The organism is Streptomyces sp. NPDC006339 (assembly GCF_040612775.1).
Lineage (GTDB): Bacteria > Actinomycetota > Actinomycetes > Streptomycetales > Streptomycetaceae > Streptomyces.
Genome location: NZ_JBEXQW010000051.1, coordinates 1 through 24,316, shown reverse-complemented (window position 1 = coordinate 24,316; position 24,316 = coordinate 1). Strand labels below are relative to the sequence as shown.

Annotated in this window: 21 protein-coding genes and 1 pseudogene; 13 read left to right on the top strand and 9 right to left on the bottom strand. The window is 72.5% G+C overall.

Translation table 11 applies throughout. From position 1 onward, the window contains the following. Positions 1 to 85: 85 nt before the first annotated feature. Both ABZ135_RS31560 and ABZ135_RS31555 read left to right on the top strand, forming a co-directional pair. Positions 86 to 643: a hypothetical protein gene (locus ABZ135_RS31560; RefSeq protein ID WP_356700570.1), complete on the top strand. Its 558-nt coding sequence runs from the start codon at positions 86 to 88 to the stop codon at positions 641 to 643. A 32-nt stretch (positions 644 to 675) separates the two neighbouring features. Then, a complete protein-coding gene (locus tag ABZ135_RS31555) occupies positions 676 to 1,497 on the top strand; it encodes a DUF4344 domain-containing metallopeptidase (RefSeq protein ID WP_356700568.1) in 822 nt (273 codons plus the stop codon). A 16-nt stretch (positions 1,498 to 1,513) separates the two neighbouring features. On the opposite strand, the gene ABZ135_RS31550 is transcribed toward ABZ135_RS31555, so the two are convergent. Next, on the bottom strand, positions 1,514 to 4,501 hold the full coding sequence (locus ABZ135_RS31550) for a bifunctional [glutamine synthetase] adenylyltransferase/[glutamine synthetase]-adenylyl-L-tyrosine phosphorylase (RefSeq protein ID WP_356700566.1): 2,988 nt from the start codon (positions 4,499 to 4,501) through the stop codon (positions 1,514 to 1,516). 142 nt (positions 4,502 to 4,643) lie between these two features. On the opposite strand from ABZ135_RS31550, the gene ABZ135_RS31545 reads away from it, so the two are divergent. Both ABZ135_RS31545 and ABZ135_RS31540 read left to right on the top strand, forming a co-directional pair. Further along, positions 4,644 to 5,168, top strand: a complete 525-nt coding sequence (locus ABZ135_RS31545) for a pyridoxamine 5'-phosphate oxidase family protein (RefSeq protein WP_356700564.1) — start codon at positions 4,644 to 4,646, stop codon at positions 5,166 to 5,168. A gap of 3 nt (positions 5,169 to 5,171) precedes the next feature. Then, on the top strand, positions 5,172 to 5,603 hold the full coding sequence (locus ABZ135_RS31540) for a VOC family protein (protein ID WP_356700562.1): 432 nt from the start codon (positions 5,172 to 5,174) through the stop codon (positions 5,601 to 5,603). 3 nt (positions 5,604 to 5,606) lie between these two features. Here ABZ135_RS31540 and ABZ135_RS31535 read toward each other — a convergent pair whose 3' ends face one another. The 3 genes from ABZ135_RS31535 to ABZ135_RS31525 form a co-directional block, all read right to left on the bottom strand. Next, a complete protein-coding gene (locus tag ABZ135_RS31535; protein ID WP_356700559.1) occupies positions 5,607 to 6,113 on the bottom strand; it encodes a GNAT family N-acetyltransferase in 507 nt (168 codons plus the stop codon). A gap of 129 nt (positions 6,114 to 6,242) precedes the next feature. Further along, entirely contained in the window at positions 6,243 to 7,601 is a 1,359-nt protein-coding gene (locus ABZ135_RS31530) for a PQQ-binding-like beta-propeller repeat protein (RefSeq protein ID WP_356700557.1), read from the bottom strand. A 159-nt stretch (positions 7,602 to 7,760) separates the two neighbouring features. Then, the gene (locus ABZ135_RS31525; protein WP_356700555.1) at positions 7,761 to 9,122 is read right to left on the bottom strand and encodes a glutamine synthetase family protein; all 1,362 of its coding nucleotides are present in this window, start codon (positions 9,120 to 9,122) and stop codon (positions 7,761 to 7,763) included. Positions 9,123 to 9,393: 271 nt separating this feature from the next. Between ABZ135_RS31525 and ABZ135_RS31520 the strand changes: the two genes are divergently transcribed. From ABZ135_RS31520 to ABZ135_RS31505, 4 genes are all read left to right on the top strand, one after another. Continuing rightward, positions 9,394 to 9,732: a hypothetical protein gene (locus tag ABZ135_RS31520; RefSeq protein WP_356700553.1), complete on the top strand. Its 339-nt coding sequence runs from the start codon at positions 9,394 to 9,396 to the stop codon at positions 9,730 to 9,732. Between the two features lie 109 nt (positions 9,733 to 9,841). Continuing rightward, positions 9,842 to 10,519: a DUF3105 domain-containing protein gene (locus ABZ135_RS31515; protein WP_356700551.1), complete on the top strand. Its 678-nt coding sequence runs from the start codon at positions 9,842 to 9,844 to the stop codon at positions 10,517 to 10,519. Then, positions 10,516 to 11,148 carry a DUF305 domain-containing protein gene (locus tag ABZ135_RS31510; RefSeq protein ID WP_356700549.1) on the top strand — a complete coding sequence of 211 codons (633 nt, stop codon included), beginning with the start codon at positions 10,516 to 10,518 and terminating at the stop codon, positions 11,146 to 11,148. Before ABZ135_RS31515 ends, ABZ135_RS31510 begins: the two co-directional genes overlap by 4 nt. A 126-nt stretch (positions 11,149 to 11,274) precedes the next feature. Beyond that, positions 11,275 to 11,694 (top strand): CBS domain-containing protein, encoded by a 420-nt coding sequence (locus ABZ135_RS31505; RefSeq protein WP_356700547.1) that lies wholly within the window; start codon positions 11,275 to 11,277, stop codon positions 11,692 to 11,694. On the opposite strand, the gene ABZ135_RS31500 is transcribed toward ABZ135_RS31505, so the two are convergent. After that, positions 11,679 to 12,593, bottom strand: coding sequence for an alpha/beta hydrolase (locus ABZ135_RS31500; RefSeq protein WP_356700545.1), 915 nt, complete (start codon positions 12,591 to 12,593; stop codon positions 11,679 to 11,681). The two genes, ABZ135_RS31505 and ABZ135_RS31500, sit on opposite strands and share 16 nt — an antisense overlap. 375 nt (positions 12,594 to 12,968) lie before the next feature. Here ABZ135_RS31500 and ABZ135_RS31495 point away from each other — a divergent pair, with 375 nt between their 5' ends. Together ABZ135_RS31495 and ABZ135_RS31490 are read left to right on the top strand one after the other, a co-directional pair. Further along, positions 12,969 to 13,823 (top strand): DUF4190 domain-containing protein, encoded by an 855-nt coding sequence (locus ABZ135_RS31495; RefSeq protein WP_356700543.1) that lies wholly within the window; start codon positions 12,969 to 12,971, stop codon positions 13,821 to 13,823. 123 nt (positions 13,824 to 13,946) lie between these two features. Continuing rightward, positions 13,947 to 15,710 (top strand): NAD+ synthase, encoded by a 1,764-nt coding sequence (locus ABZ135_RS31490; protein WP_356700541.1) that lies wholly within the window; start codon positions 13,947 to 13,949, stop codon positions 15,708 to 15,710. 26 nt (positions 15,711 to 15,736) lie between these two features. Here the strand turns inward: ABZ135_RS31490 and ABZ135_RS31485 are convergent, their stop codons facing one another. The 3 genes from ABZ135_RS31485 to ABZ135_RS31475 all read right to left on the bottom strand — a co-directional run bounded on the left by ABZ135_RS31485 (position 15,737) and on the right by ABZ135_RS31475 (position 19,581). Beyond that, positions 15,737 to 16,903, bottom strand: coding sequence for an endonuclease/exonuclease/phosphatase family protein (locus ABZ135_RS31485; RefSeq protein WP_356700539.1), 1,167 nt, complete (start codon positions 16,901 to 16,903; stop codon positions 15,737 to 15,739). A 180-nt stretch (positions 16,904 to 17,083) separates the two neighbouring features. Further along, positions 17,084 to 17,857 carry a TetR/AcrR family transcriptional regulator gene (locus ABZ135_RS31480; RefSeq protein WP_356700537.1) on the bottom strand — a complete coding sequence of 258 codons (774 nt, stop codon included), beginning with the start codon at positions 17,855 to 17,857 and terminating at the stop codon, positions 17,084 to 17,086. 59 nt (positions 17,858 to 17,916) lie between these two features. Beyond that, positions 17,917 to 19,581 (bottom strand): MFS transporter, encoded by a 1,665-nt coding sequence (locus tag ABZ135_RS31475; protein WP_356700613.1) that lies wholly within the window; start codon positions 19,579 to 19,581, stop codon positions 17,917 to 17,919. Positions 19,582 to 19,805: 224 nt separating this feature from the next. On the opposite strand from ABZ135_RS31475, the gene panB reads away from it, so the two are divergent. The 3 genes from panB (at position 19,806) to ABZ135_RS31460 (ending at position 22,680) form a co-directional block, all read left to right on the top strand. Then, positions 19,806 to 20,669, top strand: coding sequence for a 3-methyl-2-oxobutanoate hydroxymethyltransferase (gene panB, locus ABZ135_RS31470; protein WP_356700535.1), 864 nt, complete (start codon positions 19,806 to 19,808; stop codon positions 20,667 to 20,669). A 158-nt stretch (positions 20,670 to 20,827) separates the two neighbouring features. Beyond that, the gene (locus ABZ135_RS31465) at positions 20,828 to 21,829 is read left to right on the top strand and encodes an ATP-binding cassette domain-containing protein (RefSeq protein WP_356700533.1); all 1,002 of its coding nucleotides are present in this window, start codon (positions 20,828 to 20,830) and stop codon (positions 21,827 to 21,829) included. Next, the gene (locus tag ABZ135_RS31460; RefSeq protein ID WP_356700531.1) at positions 21,826 to 22,680 is read left to right on the top strand and encodes an ABC transporter permease; all 855 of its coding nucleotides are present in this window, start codon (positions 21,826 to 21,828) and stop codon (positions 22,678 to 22,680) included. The genes ABZ135_RS31465 and ABZ135_RS31460 overlap by 4 nt, the downstream gene beginning before the upstream one ends. Before the next feature lie 72 nt (positions 22,681 to 22,752). Here ABZ135_RS31460 and ABZ135_RS31455 read toward each other — a convergent pair. After that, positions 22,753 to 24,316: pseudogene (locus ABZ135_RS31455) on the bottom strand (AfsR family transcriptional regulator); the annotation flags it as partial.

Below are 24,316 nucleotides of genomic sequence, written 5' to 3'. Positions count from 1 at the left end.
GCGTCGAGGACCTATGCTCGTTCCGTACGGTCCGTTCACCGGCTCGGTCGCCCCGACCCCACGAACGGCGCCCCGGAGGTGATCCATGCCCTCCGACACTCCCAGGGAGCAGGAAGCCGAGCACCCGGTCAAGAAGCACGTCGGCTGGTGGATCGGGACGCTGTCCGGGCTCGCGGGAATCGTCGCCCTCCTCTACGCGATCCTCGGCGGCAGCGACGGCCCTTCGGCCGGAGAGTGGCGTGAGAAGGCGAACGCCGTGTGTGAACAGCAACTCTCCGACGTCAACGCCAAGTTGCGGCTGTCCTCGGAATGGGCCGCCCACTGGGCACGGCAGACGTCCACCGGCCAGGCCACGCAGGACGACTCCAGGAACACGATCCACGCCACCCGGTCGGCGGCCGACACACTCAAGTACCTCATCGGTTCCCTCCGGGCGATCGACCAGCCCGAGTCGATGAAGGACGACATCCAGAAGGCCCTCAACACGGGCAGCGACATGACGGACGGGCTCAACGCGGCGGCGACCGGGCTGGAACGCGTCGACGTGGCGGAGGCGTCGAAACACCTCACCGACGTGCAGGCGGCCATCGGACCCTGGCAGGAACAGATGCGTGCCCTCCGGGCGGACCGCTGCATGCCGTAGATCCGACCGAGGAGGAGCGGAGGAAAGCAATGATGTTCCACCGGAGATGGGCGACCGCTCTGCTGACCGTCCTCGCCCTGCTGGGCCTCGGCGTGCCGCTCGCGGCGGCCGCGCCGGGGCCGGGTGTGCTCGTCGTGAGCTACGAGCCGGCCAAGACCGCGGCGGATCGGGCCGAGCAGCGCTTCCTCCAGGAGAACGAGGTCCTCGAGAGCGCGGCGGCGCACGCGAACGCGCTGATCGGACTGCCTCACGACGTCCCCCTGGTGGCGCTGAGCTGCGGTGAGGCCAACGCCTTCTGGATCCCCAAGGAGAAGGGCATCGTCTTCTGCTACGAACTGGCCGGGAAGTACCGGGGCCTGTTCGACAAGCTGAACACCGAAGGCACCGCGGCCCAGCAGGCCCGCGCCACCGACGACGACGTCATCGGCATCTCCAACAGCGTCGTCTTCCACGAGTTCGGGCACGCCCTCATCGACCTCTACGACCTGCCGGCCACCGGCCGGGAGGAGGACGCCGCCGACCAGCTCGCTACGCTCATGCTGGCGGGCGACTCGGTCCACCAGGAGTACGCGGTGAGCGCGATCGAGGCGTGGGGCGCCCTCGCCGCCGCCACGGAGAAGGGCGAGGTTCCCGAGGACCCCGCGGGCGAGCACTCGCTGGACTCCCAGCGCTACTACAACGCCATCTGCTGGCTGTACGGCTCCGATCCCCAGGCATACCAGGGCGTGGTCCGCACCGATGCCAACCCGGACGGCGTCCTGCCGGAGTCGCGCGCCGAGCGGTGCCCGTCGGAGTTCGAGCAGATCGACAAGGCATGGAGCAGGCTCCTGGAGCCGTACCTCAAGCAGGCGTGACGGAAGGCGCACGCTCCTACGCCCCGTAGAACAGCTCCTCCACCACCGCTCGGGCGCGGCGCGTGACGCGGCGGTAGTCGTCGACCATCTCGCCGACGTGGCCCGGGCCGTAGCCCAGGTAGCGTCCCACCGCGGCCAGTTCGCGCGGTTCGGAGGGGAAGGTGTCGCCGGAGCGGCCGCGGACCAGCATCACCGCGTTGCGGACGCGGGTCGCGAGGACCCACGCCTCGTCCAGGGTCTGCGCCTCGTCCGTGGCGATGAGGCCGGCCGCGTGGGCGGCGGCCAGGGCCTCGCGCGTGCGGGTGGTCCGCAGTCCCGGCTCGGCCCAGCCGTGGCGCATCTGGAGGAGCTGCACCGTCCACTCGACGTCGCTCAGTCCGCCCCGGCCCAGCTTGGCGTGCAGGGTGGGGTCGGCGCCGCGCGGCAGCCGCTCGGTCTCCATCCGGGCCTTGAGGCGCCGGATCTCGCGCACCGCGTCCTCGCCGAGCCCCTCCGTCGGGTAGCGCAGCGGGTCGACGAGCTCCATGAACCGCTCGCCGAGGTCCGCGTCGCCGGCCATCGGCTCGGCGCGCAGCAGCGCCTGGCTCTCCCAGACCAGCGACCAGCGCCGGTAGTACGCCTCGTAGGACTTGAGGGTGCGCGCCAGCGGCCCGTTCTTGCCCTCCGGGCGCAGATCGGCGTCGATGAGCAACGGCGGGTCGGCGGTGGGCAGTTGCAGCAGCCGGCGCATCTCGGTGACGACCTGGTTCGCGGCCCGGGCCGCCTCCTGCTCGTCGACGCCCTCGCGCGGCTCGTGCACGAACAGCACGTCCGCGTCGGAGCCGTAGCCGAGTTCGTGCCCGCCGAAGCGGCCCATGCCGATGACCGTGAACCGGGTCGGCAGCTCCTCGCCCCACCCCGCCCGTACGACCGCCCGCAGCGCGCCCGCGATGGTGGCCGCGTTGAGGTCGGTGACCGCCTGCCCGACCCGGTCGACCAGGTCGCCGGGGTCGGAGGCGCGGGGGCTGTCCTCCGTGCCGTACGAGCCGATGAGGTCGGCCGCCGCCGTGCGGAACAGCTCGCGGCGGCGCACTCCGCGGGCCGCGACCACCGCCTGCTCGGCGCCCTCCGCCCGGCCGACCGCGGCCAGCACCTCCTGCTCCAGGTGGTCCCGGCCGCGCGGCTTCAGGCCCTCCGGGTCGCCGAGGATCGCGACCGCCTCGGGGGCGCGCAGCAGCAGGTCGGGGGCGAGCCGTCCGGCGGACAGGACCCGGGCGAGGTTCTCGGCGGCGGCGCCCTCGTCGCGGAGCAGCCGCAGGTACCAGGGCGTCTTGCCGAGCGCGTCGGACACCTTGCGGAAGCCGAGGAGCCCCGCGTCCGGGTCGGCGGAGTCGGCGAACCAGCCGAGCAGCACGGGCAGCAGCGTCCGCTGGATCGCGGCCTTGCGGCTGACCCCGGAGGACAGCGCCTCCAGGTGGCGCAGGGCGGCGGCGGGATCGGCGTAACCGAGCGCTTCGAGGCGCTGGCCGGCGGCCTTGGGGCTGAGCCGGATCTCGCCGGGGGCGAGCTGGGCGACGGCGTCGAGGAGCGGCCGGTAGAACAGCTTCTCGTGCAGCCGGCGCACCACGGCCGCGTGCCGCCGCCACTCGCGGCCGAGCTCGGCCACCGGGTCGGTGCGCAGCCCGAGGGAGCGGCCGAGGCGGCGCAGGTCCTCCTCGCCCTCGGGGACGAGGTGGGTGCGGCGCAGCCGGTAGAGCTGGATGCGGTGCTCCATGGCGCGCAGGAAGCGGTATGCCTCGTCGAGCTGGGCGGCGTCGGCGCGGCCGACGTAGCCGCCGGCGGCGAGGGCGGCGAGCGCGTCGAGGGTGGAGCCGCTGTGCAGGGTGCCGTCGCTGCGGCCGTGCACCAACTGGAGGAGCTGGACGGCGAATTCGACGTCCCTGAGGCCGCCGGGGCCGAGCTTCAGCTCGCGGTCGACGTGGCCGGCGGGGATGTTGTCGACGACCCGGCGGCGCATCTTCTGCACGTCGGAGACGAAGTTCTCGCGTTCGGCGGCCTGCCAGACGAGCGGGGAGACGGCGTCGATGTACGCGGCGCCGAGCTCGGGGTCGCCGGCCACCGGCCGGGCCTTCAACAGGGCCTGGAACTCCCAGGTCTTGGCCCAGCGCTGGTAGTAGGCGAGGTGGCTCGACAGGGTGCGGACGAGGGGGCCGTTGCGGCCCTCGGGGCGGAGATTGGCGTCGACGGGCCAGATGGTGCCCTCGACGGTGGTCTCGGAGCAGATCCGCATGAGGTGGGAGGCGAGCCGGGTCGCGGCCTGGAGGGCCTTGGCCTCGTCCGTACCGTCCGTCGCCTCCCCGACGAAGATGACGTCGACGTCGGAGACGTAGTTGAGCTCGTTGCCGCCGCACTTGCCCATGGCGATGACGGCGAGCCGGCACAGGGCGGCGTCCTCGGGCGCGGCGGCGCGGGCGAGGGCGAGCGCGGCGCGCAGGGTGGCGGTGGCGAGGTCGGCCAGCTCGGCGGCGGTCTGGGCGACGTCGATGGTGCCGCAGACGTCGCGGGCGGCGATGGCGAGGAGGCAGCGGCGGTAGGCGACGCGCAGCGAGACCGGGTCGGTCGCCTCGGCGAGCCCGCGCTCGAAGTCGGCGACGCCCGGGTGCAGGTCGGCCGCCTCGTACGTGACGAGGGCCTGCCAGTCGCGGGGGTGGCGGGCCAGGTGGTCGCCGAGCGCCTCGGAGGTGCCGAGCACGCCGAGCAGCCGGTCGCGGAACGGCTTGGCGGAGAGCAGGGTGGTGGTGAGGGCCCGCCGCCCGTCCTCGGGCTGCGCCTCGACCAGCCGGACCAGGCCGCGCAGGGCGAGGTCGGGGTCGGCGGTGGCGCCGAGGGCGTCCAGGAGTACGGAGTCGCCGCGCAGGGCGGCGAGATCGGGCAGGTCGAGCAGCCGCTCGGCGGCGGAGGGATCGGTGAACCCGTGCCGCAGCAGCCGGCTGAACGTGCTGCTCCTGCGTCCCGGCACCGTCATTCCGCCGCTCCCTCACCGGTCGTCTCCGTCCGGCGTCGAGCCTATCCGGCTCGCGGTGCGCGGGCGCCTCGGGGCGGGGACCGATGAGTTCGCGCCCCCGGCCGGGTCTGCAGGGAGGGGGACGAGGCGAAGGGAGCGGACGATGGCCGCGGACATGACGGTGGACACGACGCTGGACCCCCGGTACAGCGAACCGGCGGCGGAGGCGACGCCGTGGGCGGAGGCGGTGCGGCGGCTGGCCGCGGCCGAGGTCTACTGGCTGACGACGGTGCGCCCCGACGGCCGCCCGCACGTCACCCCGCTGATCGCGGTGTGGCGGGAGGGCGCCCTGCACTTCTGCACGGGCCCGGACGAGCGCAAGGCCCGCAACCTCGCGGTGAACCGCCGGGTGGCCGTGACCACCGGCTCGAACGCCCTGGCCGAGGGCTTCGACCTGGTGGTCGAGGGCGAGGCGGTCCGGGTGGCGGATGAGGAGGCCCTGCGGGCGCTGGCGGAGGCGTATGTCGACAAGTACGGAGAGGATTGGCGTTTCGGGGTGCGCGACGGGTGCTTCGTGAGCGACGGTGGTACGGCTCTGGTGTTCGCGGTGGCCCCGACGACGGCCTTCGGTTTCGCCAAGGGCACCCCGTACGGCCAGACCCGCTGGCGCTTCGGCAAGGAGAGCTGACCTGTGAACTGGACACTGGAAGTGGTCCCCGTCCCCGTGAGCGACATGGACCGGGCCAAGGAGTTCTACGCCGACGCGTGCGGCTTCAAGGTCGACCTCGACCAGGAGGTCGCGCCCGGCATGCGGATCATCCAGATCACCCCGCCGGGCTCGCGCTGCTCGATCGCCCTCCTCCACGGCATGCCGCCGTTCCCCGGCAGCCGCGAGATGGCCCCGGGCACCCTGCACGGCCTCCAGCTCTGCGTCACCGACATCGAGGCGGCGCGCGACGAGCTGGTGGAGGCGGGCGTCGACGTGTCGCCGGTGATGCACGTGGGCGAGACGGGCTGGGAGGAGGGCAAGGGCGACACCTGGAACTCCTTCATGACCTTCGCCGACCCGGACGGAAACGGCTGGGTGGTCCAGGAGGCGCCCTCGGAGCTGTCGGAGCGCTGAGCCCTACGCGGGCGGGGCGAACACGAGCCGGTGGTTCCGCACCCGCTCGTCCTCGCCCTCGTACGCCATCCCGGCCGCCTCCATGACGTGGTGGGACGGGACGTTGTCGAGGTCGGCGTCACCCCGTACGGCCGTGGCGCCGGCCTCGCGGGCGCGCGCGATCAGCCCGCGCAGCGCCTCCGAGGCGTACCCCTGCCTCCGCGCCCCGGGCACGAGCCCGTACCCGACCGTGACGACCCCGTCCTCCCCCGGCGGCCCGTGGAACCCGATCCCGCCGATGGTGACGCCGTCCGCCCGCCGGCGTATCTCGTACGGCCGGTAGACCCCCGGGTCCCCCCGCTCGGCGACCCCGCCCAGAAAGCTCCCCACGCCCCGGACGTCCCCCGGCCCCGGATACCCCTCCGCCCACCGGTCCTCCGGCCCGGGCACGCCCTCGACGACCCGCCGCGCCTCGTCGACGGTCAGCGGGTGCAGCAGGAGCCGGGCTGTGGTGATCGGTGCGATGTCCATCGCGGAAGTGTCGGGGGGTGGGCCGGCCCGGTCAACGGCTTTTCCGCACCAGGAGTCCTCGCGGGTCACCTCGCGGGTCACCCCGCGGGTCCCTCGCGCGTCACCTCGTGGACGAGAACGGCCGTCGGGTCACCAGCGCTCGAACGCGGTGAAGGCATGGCCGCCGGCCGGCCCGGCGACGATGATCCGACCGTCGTGCTCGAAGAAGGAGCCGCTGGGCGCCTCCTCACGGAAATGACGCTCGTCGAGTTCCTCGCCGTTGCCGGCGTCGAACACGAGCAGCTCGGTGATGGCGCTGGCCTGGGTCGACCACTCGCACAGCACGGTGATCCGGTCGCCCCGCACGGCCAGCCCGGCCGCGGGCTCGTCCAGCTTCTCGTTCCACACCTCTGCGCCGGTCTTCAGGTCGAAGGCGATCAGCCGGTAGTGCCGTCCCTTGGAATAGGTCCATGCCAGCGCGTACAGCCGCTCGCCGGCGACCTCCGCCAGGTCGATCTGGCCGTAGTCGCCGCTGAGCTCGATGCCCGGCCGAAGGCGCCCGTCCTGGCCGAAGGAGACGAACGTGCCCGTCTCCTCGCCCGCGTTCCTGTTCGAGGACCGCACGACCCTCAGCACCAAGGGGTCGGCCGACTCGATGTCCACGCTCGATTCCGTCGTCACGGGGCGGCGGGCGTCGATGGGCACGTTCCACTTCAGGGCGCCGGTGCCGCGATCGAAGGCCGCCGCCATCAGCTCGACGTCCTCGCCGCCGCCGGAGCCCGAGTCGTCCGCGTCCTCCCCGCCGCAGGCCAGGACGGCGTTGACGTGTTCCTTGCCCACGATGGTGTCCCACACCCCGCACGCGCCGGGTACGGCCGCCGTCCAACGGGCCTTGCCCGTGCGGAGGTCGAGGGCGCGCAGGGAACGGTTGTCACCCGGCGCCCGTGCCTCCTGCTCGGTCCGTTCGTGTTCGACCAGGGCCAGGTCGCCCGCCGCCTCCAGGAACTCGCCCGTGGGGAAGCGTCCGTCCGAGACGGTCCGCGGGACGCTCCACAGCTCCCGCCCGTCCTTCGTGTCCAGGGCGAGGACGGTCGAGCAGCCCTTGCCCTTGCCCGGCGCGGCGGGCTTGCCGCTCTCGCCGCCGGTGGCGCGGCTCTCCGTGCCGTACGCGACGAGGAGGACCCCCTCGTCCGCGCGGGGCGCGCTGCCGCAGATCTGGGCGCGGCCGGGCGGCACGAACTCCCAGAGCTTCTTCCCGTCCTGCCCGTCGGCGATGCCGAAGCCGGTCACCGCGTCGAACCGGCCACGGACGGCGACGTCGCCGACGACCCAACTGTCGTTGGCCTCGTCGTCGCTGGGCCGGTCCTTCGCGGTGGCCCAGGTCCGCACCATGGCGTCGCCCGGCAGATAGCCCTCGAACGACAGGAACCAGGCGGTGATGGAGCCGATCACCCCCAGCACGACCCCGATCGCCACCAGCGCCTTGACGAGCCCTGCCCTGCCTGACATCACGCGCTCCCCCTACCGTGCACGGCACACCCCCTGCGAGCGGCGGTCCGAAGACCCGCCCGACACGTCGATCTTCGAACGACGGTCAGGCTAAGGGCAGGGCGTCGCGGCGGTCCATGCCGATCCGGCGCGGCAGCCGGCGGGAATTCCGCCCTGTGCCTACAGCACCGGAAGGTTTTTGCGCAGCTCGAAGGCCGTGACCTCGGAGCGGTACTCCTCCCACTCCTGCTTCTTGTTGCGGAGGAAGAAGTCGAAGACGTGCTCGCCGAGGGTCTCGGCGACGAGTTCGCTGCGCTCCATCAGGGCGATCGCCTCGCCCAGGTTCTGGGGGAGGGGCTCGATGCCCATGGCGCGGCGTTCGGCGTCGCTGAGGGCCCAGACGTCGTCGTCGGCGCCGGCGGGGAGTTCGTAGCCCTCCTCGATGCCCTTGAGGCCCGCGGCGAGGAGGACCGCGTAGGTGAGGTAGGGGTTGGCGCCGGAGTCGATGGAGCGGACCTCGACGCGGGAGGAGCCCATCTTGCCCGGCTTGTACATGGGGACGCGGATCAGCGCGGAGCGGTTGTTGTGGCCCCAGCAGATGTACGCGGGGGCCTCGCCGCCCGAGCCGGCGGTGCGGCCCGAGCCGCCCCAGATGCGCTTGTAGGAGTTGACCCACTGGTTGGTGACCGCCGCCGTCTCCGCCGCGTGCCGGAGCAGGCCCGCGATGAAGGAGCGGCCGACCTTGGAGAGCTGGTACTCGGCGCCGCTCTCGTAGAAGGCGTTGCGGTCGCCCTCGAAGAGGGAGAGGTGGGTGTGCATGCCCGAGCCGGGGTACTCGGAGAACGGCTTCGGCATGAACGTGGCCTGCACGCCCTGCTCCAGCGCCACCTGCTTCATGACCAGGCGGAAGGTCATGATGTTGTCGGCGGTGGACAGCGCGTCCGCGTACCGCAGGTCGATCTCCTGCTGGCCCGGCGCGCCCTCGTGGTGCGAGAACTCCACCGAGATGCCCATGGACTCCAGCATCGTGATGGCCTGGCGGCGGAAGTCCATGCCCACGTTCTGCGGGGTGTGGTCGAAGTAGCCCGAGTTGTCGGCCGGGGTGGGCCGGGTGCCGTCCAGCGGCTTGTCCTTCAGCAGGAAGAACTCGATCTCGGGGTGGGTGTAGAAGGTGAAGCCGAGGTCCGAGGTCTTCGCGAGGGCGCGCTTGAGGACGTAGCGCGGGTCGGCGAAGGACGGCGAGCCGTCCGGCATCAGGATGTCGCAGAACATCCGGGCCGTGCCCGGAGCCTCCGCGCGCCACGGCAGGATCTGGAAGGTGCCCGGGTCCGGCTTGGCGATCATGTCGGACTCGTAGACCCGGGCGAAGCCCTCGATCGCGGAGCCGTCGAAGCCGATGCCCTCGTCGAACGCCTGCTCCAGCTCGGCGGGGGCGACGGCGACCGACTTCAGGAATCCGAGCACGTCGGTGAACCACAGACGCACGAAGCGGATGTCGCGCTCCTCGAGCGTACGGAGCACAAATTCCTGCTGCTTGTCCATTTCCACACCCATCCTCGCTGGTCAGGCCGCCTGCTCCCACCGCCTCGGGCACATCGGGGGGCACCTGAGCATCCCACCACATGGTTTCGTGCACGTTGCACACCCATAGTGCCTGCTCCGCTGTGACACAGGTAACGGGGGACGGGCCGATTCCTGCTACCCAGGAGTACCCCGGACGTACCCCGTACGGGCCAAGGAGCTCCTTCTGCCACTACGATCTCCGGCCATGGGGGGCCCACGGCTCGCACGCCTGTCCCGAGACCCGCGTCCCATGGCACTGGCGAGTGCCGTGGCGACGCTCCTCGGCGCGCTCTTCCTCTGCCTCGGGGTCGCCGACCCGGCGGAACGGGCCGAGCACGAGCGGGTGGCCGCGCACCTGTCCCAGGGCGACCGGCACGCGCAGTACGTCTGCCCGTACGGCGGGGGCGACTGCTCGCTCTTCCCCGCCCTCTCCCCCGCCGTCCTCAGCGCACCGCCGCTCGACCCGCCGCTGCACGCGGAGGGCCGGCTGCCGCGCCCCGAGGCGTCGCCCGGCGACGGCCGGGTGTTCCTCTCCGGCGCCCGGCCCCGCGCGCCGGACCTGCACGTCCTTCAAGTCCTGCGGACGTGAGCGGCGCGGTTTTCCCGTCGCGTACGTCTCCGTCCGCACCTCTCGACCCGTTTCCAGACTTCCTGACTCAGGCTTCCTGACCTCAGACTTCCAGAAGGACGACATCACCATGGCCGCGAACCGCTCCACCACCGCCGACCGCCGCGCCCGAATAGAGGAGATGCGCCGCGCCGAGCAGGCCCGCGAGCGCCGCACCCGGATCCTCACCGTCGGCATCTCCGCCGTCGTCGTACTCGGCCTCGTCGGCTTCGGCGGCTGGGTCATCAACAAGGAGAACAAGGAGCAGGAGCAGCAGGAGGCCGCCGCCAAGGCCCCCATCCAGGGCGAGAAGTCCTGGGACGCCAAGAAGCTGACCCGCAACCACGTCAACACGCCGGTGAAGTACGAGATGACTCCGCCGGTCGGCGGCGACCACCACCCGGTCTGGCAGAACTGCAACGGCGACGTCTACGACAAGCCGGTCAACGACACCAACGCGGTGCACTCCCTGGAGCACGGGGCCGTGTGGGTGACGTACAACAAGAAGGCCGCCGCCGCCGACCTGGACAAGCTGAAGAGCAAGGTCAAGAAGACCCCGTACTCGCTGATGAGCCCGGTCGACGGCCAGTCCGGCGCGATCATGCTGAGCGCCTGGGGCAAGCAGGTGACCGTGGACAGCGCGACCGACCCGCGGGTCGACGCCTTCTTCACCAAGTACGTCAACGGTCCGCAGACCCCGGAGCCGGGCGCCGCCTGCACCGGTGGTGTCGGCGCCGAGGGCATGGGCGGCGCCGGGATGGGGCAGTGAGGCTGAACCGGACGCAGTGGGCGTCCGTCACGGCCGTGGTCCTCGCGCTGCTCTTCGCCGGGGGCGCGGTCACCGTCGCGTCGGCCGACCGCGACGAGGCCCCGAGGACGCCCACCGCCGAGTCCGCGGACGCGGGCTTCGCCCGGGACATGGCCGTCCATCACCAGCAGGCCGTCGAGATGTCGTTCATCGTCCGCGACCGCACGCGGGACGAGGAGGTGCGCCGGCTGGCGTACGACATCGCCAACACCCAGGCCAACCAGCGCGGCATGATGCTGGGCTGGCTGGACATGTGGGGGCTGCCGAAGGTGCAGTCGGGCGTGCCGCCGATGACCTGGATGGGCATGGGCGGCCACGGTGACGAGACGGCCGGCGAGGACGGCGAGCTGATGCCGGGCATGGCAACCCGGGCCGAGATCGATCAGTTGACCAGGGCGTCGGGCCGCGCGGCCGAGGTGCTCTACCTGAAGCTGATGACCGAACACCACAAGGGCGGCATCCACATGGCCCAGGGCTGTGTGGAGCGCTGTGTGCCCGGGGTGGAGCGGGATCTCGCGCAGGGCATGGTCGACGCGCAGGAGTCCGAGATCAGGCTGATGGCGGACATGCTGAAGCAGCGCGGCGCCTGACCTGTGTTCGACGGCCCCCGCGGCCTTGCGGTCGCGGGGGCCGTGCCGTGCGCACAGAATGAGGGGTGCTCGGGGACGTACGCACGCACGCACGTACGACGACGTTCTACGAAAGGCACGCACCCCATGACCACGGCGAAGGACATCATGCACCCGGGGGCCCAGTGGATCCCGGCTCACGAGACGCTCGACCGCGCGGCCCAGTTGATGCGCGACCTCAACGTGGGCGCGCTGCCCGTCGCCGACGAGAACGAACGGCTCTGCGGCATCGTCACCGACCGCGACATCGTGGTCCGGTGTGTGGCCATGGGGCACGACCCGGCCCGCGTCACCTGCGGTGAGATCTGTCAGGGCACGCCGCGCTGGATCGACGCCGGCGCGGACGTGGGCGAGGTCCTGCGGGAGATGCAGGGCCACCAGATCCGCCGGCTGCCGGTCATCGAGAACAAGCGTCTCGTCGGCATGATCAGCGAGGCGGACCTGGCCCGGCAGCTCTCGGACGACCAGCTCAAGTCGTTCTGCGAGAGCGTCTACGCGCCTTCCTGAGCCACCCGCTCCGGGACCGGGCTCCCCTGATCCGGGGTCTCCCGATCCGCGGTCTCCCGATCCGAGGTCTGCTCATCCGGGGTCTCCTGAGCCCGTCTCAGCACGGCCCCGGCCACCAGGTCCGGGCGGTCCAGCATGACCAGATGGCCCGACGGTTCGGCCGCCTCGTAGCGGGCGCCGAGCCGCCGGGCCAGCGCGCGTTGGCGCCGCTCCCAGCGGGCGGAGCCGTCGGGCGCGGCGAGCACGGTGACGGGCAGGCCGGGCGGGAGCGGGGCGCGCTCGCGCAGGGCGAGGACTTCGGCGGCCACGGCGCCGTAGCGGGCGTTCTCGTCGAGGGTGCCGCGCAGGACGCGTGAGGTGCGGTAGACGCGGCGGACGAGCGCGGGCGGGGCCGTGTCCTGTCCCCGGGCCGACAGCCGCACCGCGAGCCCGCGACCGGCCGGTCCCAGCGCGGCCGGGATCCCGGCGGCGGACAGTACGGCGCCCAGCGCGCGGGCGAGCGGCGGGGCGGTGCGGAAGACGCGGGGGCGTTCCTCCACGGAGGAGTCGACGAGGACGAGGGCGGCCGTACGGGCCGGGTGGAGGCGGGCGAACGCCTCGGCGTGGAAACCGGCGATCGAGTGCCCGACGACCGTGGCGGGCCCGGGCAGGCGCAGCGCGTCGAGGAGCGCGGCGATCCGGTCCGCCTCCCCGGCGGCGGTGTGCGGCGCGGCGGCGGGGGCGGACAGGCCGTGGCCGGGGCGGTCGAAGCGGACGACGGTGCGGTGCGCGGCGAGCAGCGGGACGACCGGATCCCAGTCGAACCAGCTCATGCCGAGCCCGGCGGCGAGGACGCAGACCGGTCCGGTGCCGTCGACGACGACATGGTGGGCGACTCCTCCGAGCCGTACGAAGGTCATGCGGGCCTGCCTTTCCGTTCGTCGTCCCGTACCGCCCGGGCCGGGCCCGCCGGGCCGAGGCGGGGTGGCGACACATCGGAGACGGAGGCGTTCTCCGCGCCCGCCCCGCGCGGGCGGCGCGACGGCGGCCCGCCCGGCGTTCCTCGACCCAGTGGGTCGAACGTCAGGGCGCGGCCGGGGGTTCCCGGTGCACGGCCGCGGACCAGGGCCGATCGCCTTCGCTCGAACGTCGCCCACCCATCGCCGGATCACGATCGCGTTCCGACCAAGAATTCCCTGGTCTCTTCACATTCCGCTCACTTACGGTCAGGAGTGATCTTGAGGGGTCCGGCGGCCGTGCCGGTGTCCTCTCCCCCGTTCGACGAAGGACACCGCATGACCATGCCCAGCCACTCCCCCACGCCGCAGCCCTGGGGGCCGCCGGGGGTTCCGGGCGCGCCACAACCCCCGTTCCAGCAGCCCCGCAACGGGTTCGGCGTCACCGCGCTGGTCCTCGGCATCCTGGCCGCACTCTTCGGGATCACCCCGTTCCTCTTCTGGCTCGGCGCGATCCTGGGTGTGCTGGCGGTGATCTTCGGCATCATCGGCGCCGTCCGGGCCGGCCAGGGCATCGCGACGAACAAGGGGATGGCCGTCACCGGGGCCGTCCTGGGCGGTGCCGTCGGCCTGGTCGCCTCGATCATCTGGGTGATCGTCCTCGCCATGGCGGTGCAGGACGTCGCCGACGACCCGGAGAAGGAGACCGGCGGCAAGGGCTCGGCGAGTTCCTCCGCCGCACCGGGCGGCGAGGGCACCGGCGAGCCGTCGGCCGAGCCGACCGAGAAGGCTCCCGCCGCCCTGAAGTTCGGCGACACCTTCACGTACGAGGACGGGATCAAGGTCACCGTCTCCAAGCCCCGGTCCCACAAGCCCGACGGCTTCGCCGTGGGGCACACCAAGGGCAACCGCGCCTTCCAGGTGACGATCACCATCGTCAACGGCAGCAAGAAGACGCTCGACGTCACCGCCGCCCTGCCGGACGCGAGCGACGCCCAGGGCGGCGCCGCCGAGACGGTGTTCGACGGCAGCGATGCCACCAAGCCCTTCGACGGCAAGGTGCTGCCCGGCAAGCAGGCCAAGGCCGACTACACCTTCTCGCTGCCCGCCGCCGCGGCCGGGGAACTGCAGATCGAGCTCTCCCCGACGGTCCTGGAGCACGAGTCGCAGATCTGGACCGGCCCCACGAAGTAGCCGCCCCGCCCGGCGCGGGCCGGTCGCGTCGCCCCGGCGCGGGCCGGTCGCGTCGGCCCCTCGCGCGAGCCCGTCGCGCGCTCCTCAGGACATAGCGTCGAATTGACGATTAGACTGGGGGGCGTGCCTCAACTACGCCTCGCTCTGAATCAGATCGACTCGACCGTCGGCGATCTCGCCGGGAACGCCGAGGCCGTCGTCCACTGGACCCGGCACGCCGCCGAGCAGGGCGCGCATCTCGTCGCGTTCCCCGAGATGGCGCTGACCGGCTATCCCGTCGAGGACCTGGCGCTGCGCTCCTCGTTCGTCGATGCCTCCCGGGCCGCCCTGCGGGCGCTCGGGCGGCGGCTCGCCGACGAGGGGTTCGGCGAGCTGCCCGTGGTCGTCGGCTACCTGGACCGCTCCGAGCGGGCCGCGCCCCGGCTCGGCCGGCCCGCCGGGTCGCCGGAGAACGCGGCGGCGGTGCTGTACCGGGGCGAGGTGGTGCTGCGCTTCGCCAAGCACCACCTGCCCAACTACGGGGTCTTCGACGAGTACCGCTACTTCGTCCAGGGCGACACCCTGCCCGTCCTGCGCGTCCACGGCGTCGACGTGGCCCTCGCCATCTGCGAGGACCTGTGGCAGGAGGGCGGCCGGGTCCCGGCGGCCCGCGCCGCGCGGGCGGGGCTGCTGCTGTCCGTCAACGCCTCGCCGTACGAGCGGAACAAGGACGACACCCGTCTGGAACTGGTCCGCAAGCGCGCCCAGGAGGCCGGCTGCACGACCGCGTACCTGGCGATGACCGGCGGGCAGGACGAACTGGTCTTCGACGGCGACTCGATCGTCGTCGACGGGTCCGGGGAGGTGATCGCGCGCGCCCCGCAGTTCACCGAGGGCTGCGTGGTCCTCGACCTGGAGCTTCCGGCGGCCGCCCCGGACGCGCCGGCGCCCGGCACGGTGCTGGAGGACGGTCTGCGGATCGACCGGGCCGTGCTGTCCGAGGAGCCGCTGCCCGCCTACGAGCCCGAGGTGACGGGCGGTCAGGCGGACCGGCTCGACGACGACGAGGAGGTGTACTCGGCCCTGGTGGTCGGCCTGCGGGCGTACGTGAACAAGAACGGCTTCCGCTCGGTCCTCGTCGGCCTGTCCGGCGGCATCGACTCGGCCCTCGTCGCCGCGATCGCCTGCGACGCGCTGGGCGCGGACCACGTGTACGGCGTGTCGATGCCCTCGAAGTACTCCTCGGAGCACTCGCGCGCGGACGCCGCCGAACTGGCCCGCCGCACCGGCCTCCACTTCCGTACGGTGCCGATCGAGCCGATGTTCGACGCCTATATGGGGGCGCTCGGCCTCACCGGCCTCGCCGAGGAGAACCTCCAGTCCCGCCTGCGCGGCACCCTCCTCATGGCCCTGTCCAACCAGGAGGGCCACATCGTCCTCGCGCCCGGCAACAAGTCGGAGCTGGCGGTGGGCTATTCGACCCTGTACGGCGACTCCGTCGGCGCGTACGGCCCGATCAAGGACGTCTACAAGTCCGATGTCTTCCGCCTCGCCCGCTGGCGCAACCGCGCCGCCGAGGAACGCGGCCAGACCCCGCCGATCCCCGAGAACACCCTCACCAAGCCGCCGAGCGCCGAACTCCGCCCGGGCCAGGTCGACACGGACTCCCTGCCCGACTACGACCTCCTCGACCGCATCCTGGAGCTCTACGTCGACCGCGACCGCGGCCGGGACGAGATCGTGGCGGCGGGCTTCGACGAGGAGCTGGTGGTCGGCACCCTGCGCCTGGTCGACACGGCGGAGTACAAGCGCCGCCAGTACCCGCCGGGCACGAAGATCTCCGCGAAGGGCTTCGGCAAGGACCGCCGCCTGCCCATCACCAACCACTGGCGCGAGACGCGCCCCTGACGGGACGGACGCGGGGCGGGAGAGCCCTAGAGCTTGAGACGGGCGGCCACCGGGAGGTGGTCGCTCTTCGTCTCCGGCAGGGTCCAGGAGGACAGCGGCTCGACGTTGCGGACCAGGATCTGGTCGATGCGGGCCATCGGGAAGGAGGCCGGCCAACTGAAGCCGAAGCCGTCGCCGGCCGCGCCCTGGGTGGAGCGGAGCTGGGACGTGACGGCGTTGAGGGCGCGGTCGTTCATGGTGCCGTTGAGGTCGCCGAGGAGGACGATCCGCCGGTGCGGGTCGTGGGCGATGGCCTCGCCGAGGGCGTTGGCGCTGTTGTCGCGCTGATTGGCGGTGAAGCCGGCGTTCAGCTTGACCCGTACGGAGGGCAGGTGGGCGACGTAGACGGCGACCTCGCCCGCCGGGGCGGCGACGGTGGCGCGCATCGCGCGGGTCCAGCCCATGCGGATGTCGACCGGCTGGGCGTCGCGCAGCGGGTACTTGCTCCACAGGCCGACCGTGCCCTGGGTGGAGTGGTGGCGGTACGTGTCGGCCAGCGCCTTCTCGTAGACCGGGACCATGTCGCCCTTGAGCTCCTCCAGGGCCACCACGTCCGCGCCGGACGCGGCGATCTGACGGGCCGTGCCCTCGGGGTCGGGGTTGTCGGCGTTCACGTTGTGGGTCACGACGGTGAGGTCGCCGCCCGCCTGCGACTTGTCGACGACGAGCCCGCCGAAGAGGTTGAGCCAGACCACGGCCGGCAGCACCAGCGCCACCAGCGCGGTCGCCGAGCGCCGCAGCAGGGCGAGCACGAGCAGCACCGGCACGAAGAGGCCGAGCCAGGGCAGGAAGGTCTCGGTCAGGCTGCCGAGGTTGCCGATCCGGTTGGGGATGTCGGAGTGAAGCACCATCAGGAGGGCGAGCAGGACGGCGCACAGGGCGAGGAGGATGCCCCGGCGCCAGACGCCGCGGTCGCCGCGCAGCCGCCCGAGCCGGGCGCCCAGACCGGAACCGGAACCGGAACCCGAACCCGTACCGGAACCGGAGCCCGCACCCGTACCCGCACCGGAACCCGAACCCGTACCCGAACCGGCGGAGGCGGAACCGGTATCGCCGGGGCCCGGGGTGCCGGGGCGGAATCGCGAGGCGGTCCAGGAGCCTTCGTCGTCCGGCGTCCCGCCGTTCTCGGTCCCCGTCATGTGCACCCGCGCCATCACTGTCGTCCTCACTGCCTTGCTCTGCGACCCGGAGTCGACCCTAGGCGATTCCGGTTCGGTCGTACTCCACGAGGGACGACACCCGGGCGTGGCGGGTTCCTGCCGCGGGCGCGGGGCGGACGGCTGTGACAGAACGCGCACATTCGTACGAGGCGCCCGTACCGCCCTCGGAGCCGGTCAGCCGGGCGGTCGTACGCCTTCCAGGACGGCGTCGACGACTCGCTCGGCCAGGTCGTCGTCCAAGGGGGCGCCCGGGCGGATCGTGGTGCGCAGGATCATGGGCCCGGTGAAGAGGTCGTTGACGAGATCCGCGTCGAGGTCGGAGCGGATCTCGCCGAGCTCCATGCCGCGCAGCACGAGGCCGAGGCCGAGGCGGCGGCGCGGCTCGATGACGGTGTGGTGGTAGGTCTCCCACAGCTTGGGGTACTGCTGCATCTGCGAGAACACGTTGTGCAGCAGGGCCGAGTTCCGTTTGGCGAGTCCTCGCCGCCGGATCGAGTCCATGAGAGCGACCAGGTCGTCGCGGACCGAGACCCCGGGCAGCACCGGGTCCGGGGCCTCGACGGAGCGCAGCAGGTCGACGAAGAGCTCCTCCTTGCCGGGCCAGCGGCGGTAGATCGTCGCCTTGCCGACCCCGGCGGTGCGGGCGATCTTCTCGATGGAGACCTCGGCCAGCGTCATCCCGCTCTCCAGGAGCCCGATCGCCGCGTCGAAGATCGCCTGCTCCGCCGCCTCGCTCCGGGGCCGCCCGCGCCGCGCGGCGCACCCGCCCGCGCCCCCCGTACCGCCGGCGTCCCCCGTACCACCGGCGCCGCCCGCGCCGCCCGTAACGCCGGTAGCACCCGCGCCGCCCGGGCCTCCCGTACCGCCGGAACCGTCCGTCTCCGGGCGGGGCGGGGCCGCGGGGTCCGCCGCCCCGGCCGTCCCCGGCCCGCCGTTCTCCTGCGACACGTCCGCTCCGCCTCTCCCGCTGCCCATGGCCGTCCGCCGGCCGCCGCCGACCGCACCGCCTACTTCGGAACCGATTCTCCCGCTTCCGTCCGACTGCCCGGGACGCCCGCGCCCGCAGCCTGTGTCGGTGCCGGCGCCGGTGCCGGTGCCGGGGTGGCCGTGGCCTGGGCCGCCGTGGTCCGCCCCGGCAGGAACAGGGCGACCACGACCGCGCCGATGACGGCGACGGCGGCCGAGCCGAGGGCGGTGACCTGCATGGCGTCGACGAAGGCGTCGTACGCGGGGGCGACCAGGCCCTGACCGGCCGGGCCGAGCTTCTCCGCGACGGCCAGGGTCGCCTCGATGGACTCGCCGGCCGTGTCCCGCAGAGCCGCCGGGACGGAGCCGAGGTGGCCCTCGATCTCGCCGCGGTAGGTGGAGGACAGCACGGAGCCGAGCACGGCCACCCCGAGCGCGCCGCCGACCTGCCGGAAGGTGTTGTTCACGGCCGAGCCGGAGCCGGCCTTCTCACGGGGCAGCGCCTGCATGATGGCGACGGTGACCGGCGGCATGATGTGCGCCATGCCCGCGCCCTGGAGGAAGAAGACGACCCCCAGCAGCCAGATCGGCGTGTCCGCGTCGAAGAGGGCGAAGGCGCCGAGGCCCACGGCGACGGCCAGCATGCCGGCCGTGCAGACGACGCGCGCCCCGAAGCGCTCCACGACGAGCCGGGCCCGCGGCGCGAAGGCCATCTGGGCGACGGCGAGCGGCAGGATCAGCAGGCCGGACTCCAGCGCGGTGTAGCCGCGGACGCTCTGCAGGTAGAAGGCCGAGAAGAAGGTCACGCCCATCAGGGCGAAGAAGACCAGTGCGACGGCGGCGACGGCGGCCGAGAAGGCGGGCTTGCGGAAGTACGAGATGTCGAGCGCCGGGTGGTGGGTCCGCTTCTCGTAGAGGACGAAGCCGACGAGGACCGCGAGGCCGGCGAGGGACGGGAGCAGGACGGTGACGTCGGTGAAGGAGGCGAGCTCGCCGCCGCGGATGATGCCGTACACCAGCAGGACCAGGCCGAGGACGGAGAGCAGTACGCCGGGCAGGTCGATGCGGCCGGGCGCGGGGTCCTTGGACTCGGGGACCAGCCAGGCCATGAGGGCGAGGGCGAGCAGCACGACGGGCACGTTGACGAGGAAGATCGAGCCCCACCAGAAGTGCTCCAGGAGGAGGCCGCCGGTGATGGGGCCGATGGCGATGGCGAGGCCGACGCTGCCGGCCCAGATGCCGATGGCCTTGGGCTGCTCGTCGCGCTCGAAGACGTTCATGAGCACGGCGAGGGTGGCGGGCATGACGAAGGCGGCGCCGAGGCCCATCACCGCGCGGTAGGCGATGAGCTCGCCGGGGGTGGTGGAGAGCGCGGCGAGCGCGGAGCCGATGCCGAAGACGGTGATGCCGAAGAGCAGCGACCTCTTGCGGCCGAACCGGTCGCCGAGGAGGCCGGAGGCGAAGAGGAGACCGGCGAAGACGAGCGTGTAGGAGTTGATGGCCCACTCCAGCTCGCTCTGGGTGGCTCCGATTCCGGTGGGGGCCGGGCTGGCGATCGTCTTGACCGCCACGTTGAGGATCGAGTTGTCGAGGACGACGATCAGCAGGCTGAGCATGAGCACGGCGAGGATCGCCCAGCGACGGCGGTGCGACGCGGACGCGGGAGTGCCGGGAGACGGCGGAGACGGCGCAGACGACGGAGGCATGGCTGACGTGGCTGACATGGCTCCACCGTAGAGCCAATTCGATACGAGACCGTCTCGTATCGGAAAACTTGACGAACTCCTGACCTTTCTTTGCGGGGATGTGAACAGCGCCACGCCGACCCGCCGCGTCGCCCGACTTCCCCGCCCGCCCGGCGAAGTGCCACCATGGACGTGGTCCGGGGACGCCACAGGGCGCCTCGAGATGACAAGAGGAGCCGTTCACCATGACGCTTCAGGCTGCCCAGAAACCGCCCGCCGACAGCAGCAAGGCGCTGTACGGGGGGAAGGGCACCCGCCGCATCACCGTCCACGACATCGCCGCCGCCAAGACCCGCGGCGAGAAGTGGCCCATGCTCACCGCCTACGACGCCATGACCGCCTCCGTCTTCGACGAGGCCGGGATCCCGGTGATCCTCGTCGGCGACTCCATGGGCAACTGTCACCTCGGCTACGACACCACCGTGCCCGTCACGATGGACGAGATGACGATCCTGTCCGCCGCCGTCGTACGGGGCACCAAGCGCGCCCTCGTCGTCGGCGACCTCCCCTTCGGCTCGTACCAGGAAGGGCCCGTCCAGGCCCTGCGCAACGCCACCCGGCTCGTGAAGGACGCGGGGGTCGGCGCGATCAAGCTGGAAGGCGGCGAGCGTTCGCTGCCGCAGACCGAGCTGCTGGTCCAGGCCGGCATCCCGGTCATGTCCCACCTGGGCCTGACCCCGCAGTCCGTCAACACCATGGGCTACCGGGTGCAGGGCCGCAGCGACGAGGCCGCCCACCGGCTGCTCAGGGACGCCAAGGCGGCCCAGGACGCGGGCGCCTTCGCCGTGGTCCTGGAGCTCGTCCCGGCCGAGCTGGCCGCCGAGGTCACCCGCTCGCTGCACATCCCCACCATCGGCATCGGCGCGGGCGCCGGCACGGACGCCCAGGTCCTCGTCTGGACCGACATGGCGGGCCTGACCGGCGGCAAGGTGCCGCGCTTCACCAAGCAGTACGCCAACCTGCGCGAGACGCTGGGCGACGCCGCCCGCGCCTTCGCGGAGGACGTCACCGGCGGGGCGTTCCCCGCCGAGGAGCACACCTTCCACTGAGTCCGCCTCGGTGACAGAGACAGCCCGCCGACCGTCCCCCGTCGGCGGGCTGTCGGCATTCCGCGGGGCAGCCGCCGACAGCCGCCCGACAGCCGTCGGCGCGGTGGGGGCGGCGCTGTCGGTCGGCTGTCGGTGCGCTGTCGGTGGCGGCCTGTTCCATGGTGGACATGACGCGATCACACCACCACGCCGTCGAGGTCCGGGGCCTCGTGAAGCACTTCGGCGCGACCAAGGCCCTCGACGGGGTCGACCTGGACGTCCGCGAGGGCACGGTGCTCGGGGTCCTCGGGCCCAACGGCGCCGGCAAGACCACCCTCGTCCGCTGCCTGTCCACCCTCCTCGTCCCGGACGCCGGGACCGCCACCGTCGCCGGTTACGACGTGGTGCGCCAGCCCCGGCAACTGCGCCGCACCATCGGCCTGACCGGCCAGTACGCCTCCGTCGACGAGAAGCTGTCCGGCTGGGAGAACCTCTACATGATCGGGCGGCTGCTCGACCTCTCCCGCAAGGACGCCCGCCGCCGCGCCGACGAGATGCTGGAGCGCTTCTCCCTCACCGAGGCCGCCAAGCGCCCCGCCATGAACTACTCCGGCGGCATGCGGCGCCGCCTCGACCTGGCCGCCTCGATGATCGGGCAGCCCGCCGTGCTCTACCTGGACGAGCCGACCACCGGCCTCGACCCGCGCACCCGCAACGAGGTCTGGGACGAGGTCCAGCGGATGGTGGCCGAGGGCGCGACGGTGCTGCTCACCACCCAGTACATGGAGGAGGCGGAGCAGCTCGCGAGCGAGCTGACCGTCATCGACCGGGGCCGGGTCATCGCCAAGGGCGGTGTCGACGAGCTCAAGGCGCGCGTCGGCGGCCGCACGTTGAAGGTCCGCCCCGCCGACCCGGCCGATCTGTCCGCCATGGCCTCCGCGCTGCGCGAGGCCGGTCTCGACGGGATCGGCGGCGCGACCGTCGTCCCCGACGAGGACGCGCTGTACGTGCCGATCCTCAGCGACGAGCAACTGACCGCGGTGGTCGGGCTGTTCGGCGCCCGGGGCTACGGCATCGCCCACATCGGCACCCACCTGCCCAGCCTGGACGAGGTGTTCCTCGCCCTCACGGGCGAGAAGACCCACCCGTCCGACGCGATCCACGAGGAGGTCGCCGCATGAGCACGACCACGACCACGGCCACGCGCACGTCCGCTCCCGCACCGGCCCCCGCCGAGCGGGCCGCCACCGGTGAGGGCCGGATCGGCCTGCGGGCCAACCTCCGCCACATCGGCGCCCTCGCCCGCCGCAACGCGCTCCAGATCAAGCAGGACCCGGAGTCGATGTTCGACGCCGTGATGATGCCGATCATCTTCATCCTGCTGTTCGTGTACGTGTTCGGCGGCGCCATCTCCGGCAAGGGCAACAACGACGTCTACGTCAACTACGTGACCCCCGGTCTGATGGCGATGATGGGCATGAACATCGCCATGGCCGTCGGTGTCGGCATCAACGACGACTTCAAGAAGGGGGTCATGGACCGGTTCCGGACGATGCCGATCGCCCGGTCCTCCGTCCTCATCGCGAAGATCGTCGTCGAGGTCGGCCGCATGCTGATCGCCACCGCGATCCTGCTCGGCATGGGCTTCCTGCTCGGCCTGGAGATCCACACCTCGGTCCTCCACCTCTTCGCCGCCATCGGTCTGTCGATGGTCTTCGGAGCGTCTCTGATGTGGATCTTCATCCTGCTCGGCCTCACCCTGAAGACCGCCCAGGCCGTCCAGGGCATGGCGATGCTGGTCCTCATGCCGCTCCAGTTCGGCTCCTCCATCTTCGCCCCGACCTCGTCGATGCCGGGCTGGCTGGAGACCTTCACCGACTACAACCCGCTGTCCAACCTCGCCGACGCCGCCCGCAACCTGATCAACGGCGGCCCCGTCGCCCACTCGGTGTGGATGACGCTCGGCTGGGCGGCACTGATCACCGTCGTCACGGCGCCGCTCGCGGTCGCCAAGTTCCGCAAGAAGACCTGATCCGGCGGCGGGGAATCGGGACGGGGACTCGGAACGGGGGGCTCCGGACGGGGGTCCGATACTCGGCGCGCCTCAGATCGCGTCGGCGCGTGCGAGCAGGGCGGCGGCCTCCTCCAGGGAGAGGCCGCCGCCCTCGGCGTACGCGGCCTCGAAGGCGGTGTCGTCGGCGAGCGCGGCCCGGGCGAGTTCCGTCGCCCGCGCCACGTTCTCCCGCTCCATCGGCGGGGGCAGGTGCCCGGGCGGCTGCAGCGCCTCGTACGCGCCGAGCAGGACGGCCGCCGTACGGACCGACGGGCCGCCGAGCCCGGCCAGCGCCCAGGCGGCGGTGACGAGATGGACCGCCGGCATCTGCGGGGCCACCATGATGGACAGCGCGTCGAGGGCGCGGCCGTACGCCCGCCGGGCCAGCTCGAACGCCGAGGCGTACCGCCCGTCGAGGTTGTCCACCCAGGCCAGACTGCCGAGCGTGAAGCCCTCGAAGAGGGAGAAGGTCTCGGAGCGGAACTCGTCGAGCAGCCTGCGCAGATGGACGCGGGCCTCGGCGGTCCGCCCGGTCCTGCCGAGCAGCAGGGCCAGGAAGATCCGCGCGGCGAGCATCGGTTCGTGGCCGCGGCCGTACTCGCCCTCCACGATCTCGCGCAGGATGTGCTCGGCCTCCTCCCGGCGGCCGGTCTCGATCAGCATGTCGGCGTACCGGGCGCGCAGGAGTGCCATCTGCGACTGGGCGCCGATGCGCCGCGCGTACGTGATGGCGGCCTCGAAGTCCTCGGCGGCTCCCAGGAACTCGAGCCGTCGCTCGCGGGCCTCGGCGCGGGACGAGAGCGCCTCGGCGGCGCCCCACGCGTCGTCGAGCCGCACGAAGATCTCCAGGCTCTCCTCGGCGTCGGCGGCGGCCCGGTCGGCGAGGTCGGCGCGGTTGGCGAGCATGTTGGCGCGCAACTGGAGGGCGTGGCCGAGCTCCCAGTCGTAGCCGTAGCGGCGGCAGGCGGCCACATGGTCGTCCAGGGCCTTGCCCATGAGGCCCGGTTCGGCGATGAGGAGGACGGCGAAGACCGCGAAGGAGCCGGGCAGCCGGCAGGTCTGCGGGAGGCCGGGCGGGTAGGCGGCGTGGATCCGCCGCAGCCGCGCGACCCCTTCGGGGGTCGTCCAGCGCCCGGTCTCGTGGTCCATGTTGAGCAGCTCGACCAGCCGCACCCCGCGCCTGGCCTCCCACATCTGCTCCTCGGTCAGCGGCGGCGGCGCCGCGGTGACCGGCTCGTGCAGGGGGACGACGGGGGCGGCGGGCGGGACGAACGGGTCGGGGCCGAGCGCGGCGACCGCCTCCGCCCAGTACAGCGCGTCGGCCCGCAGGTCCCGCATGGTCCAGTACCAGAGGAGGGAGTGGACGAGGACCAGCGCCTCGTGCTCGTCGCGCGCCTCGACGGCCCGCCGCAGGGCGGTCCGCAGGTTCCCGTACTCGACCGTGAACCGCGCGATGGCGGCGACCTGGCGCCCGGTGCGCAGTTCGGGGTCGGTGAGCCGGGCGAGTTCGCGGTAGTACCTCAGGTGCCGCCGCTCGGCCTCCTCCCGGTCCCCCGCCTCCTCCAGCCGCTCTCCCGCGTACTCCGCGACCGTCTCGAGGAGCCGGTAGCGCATA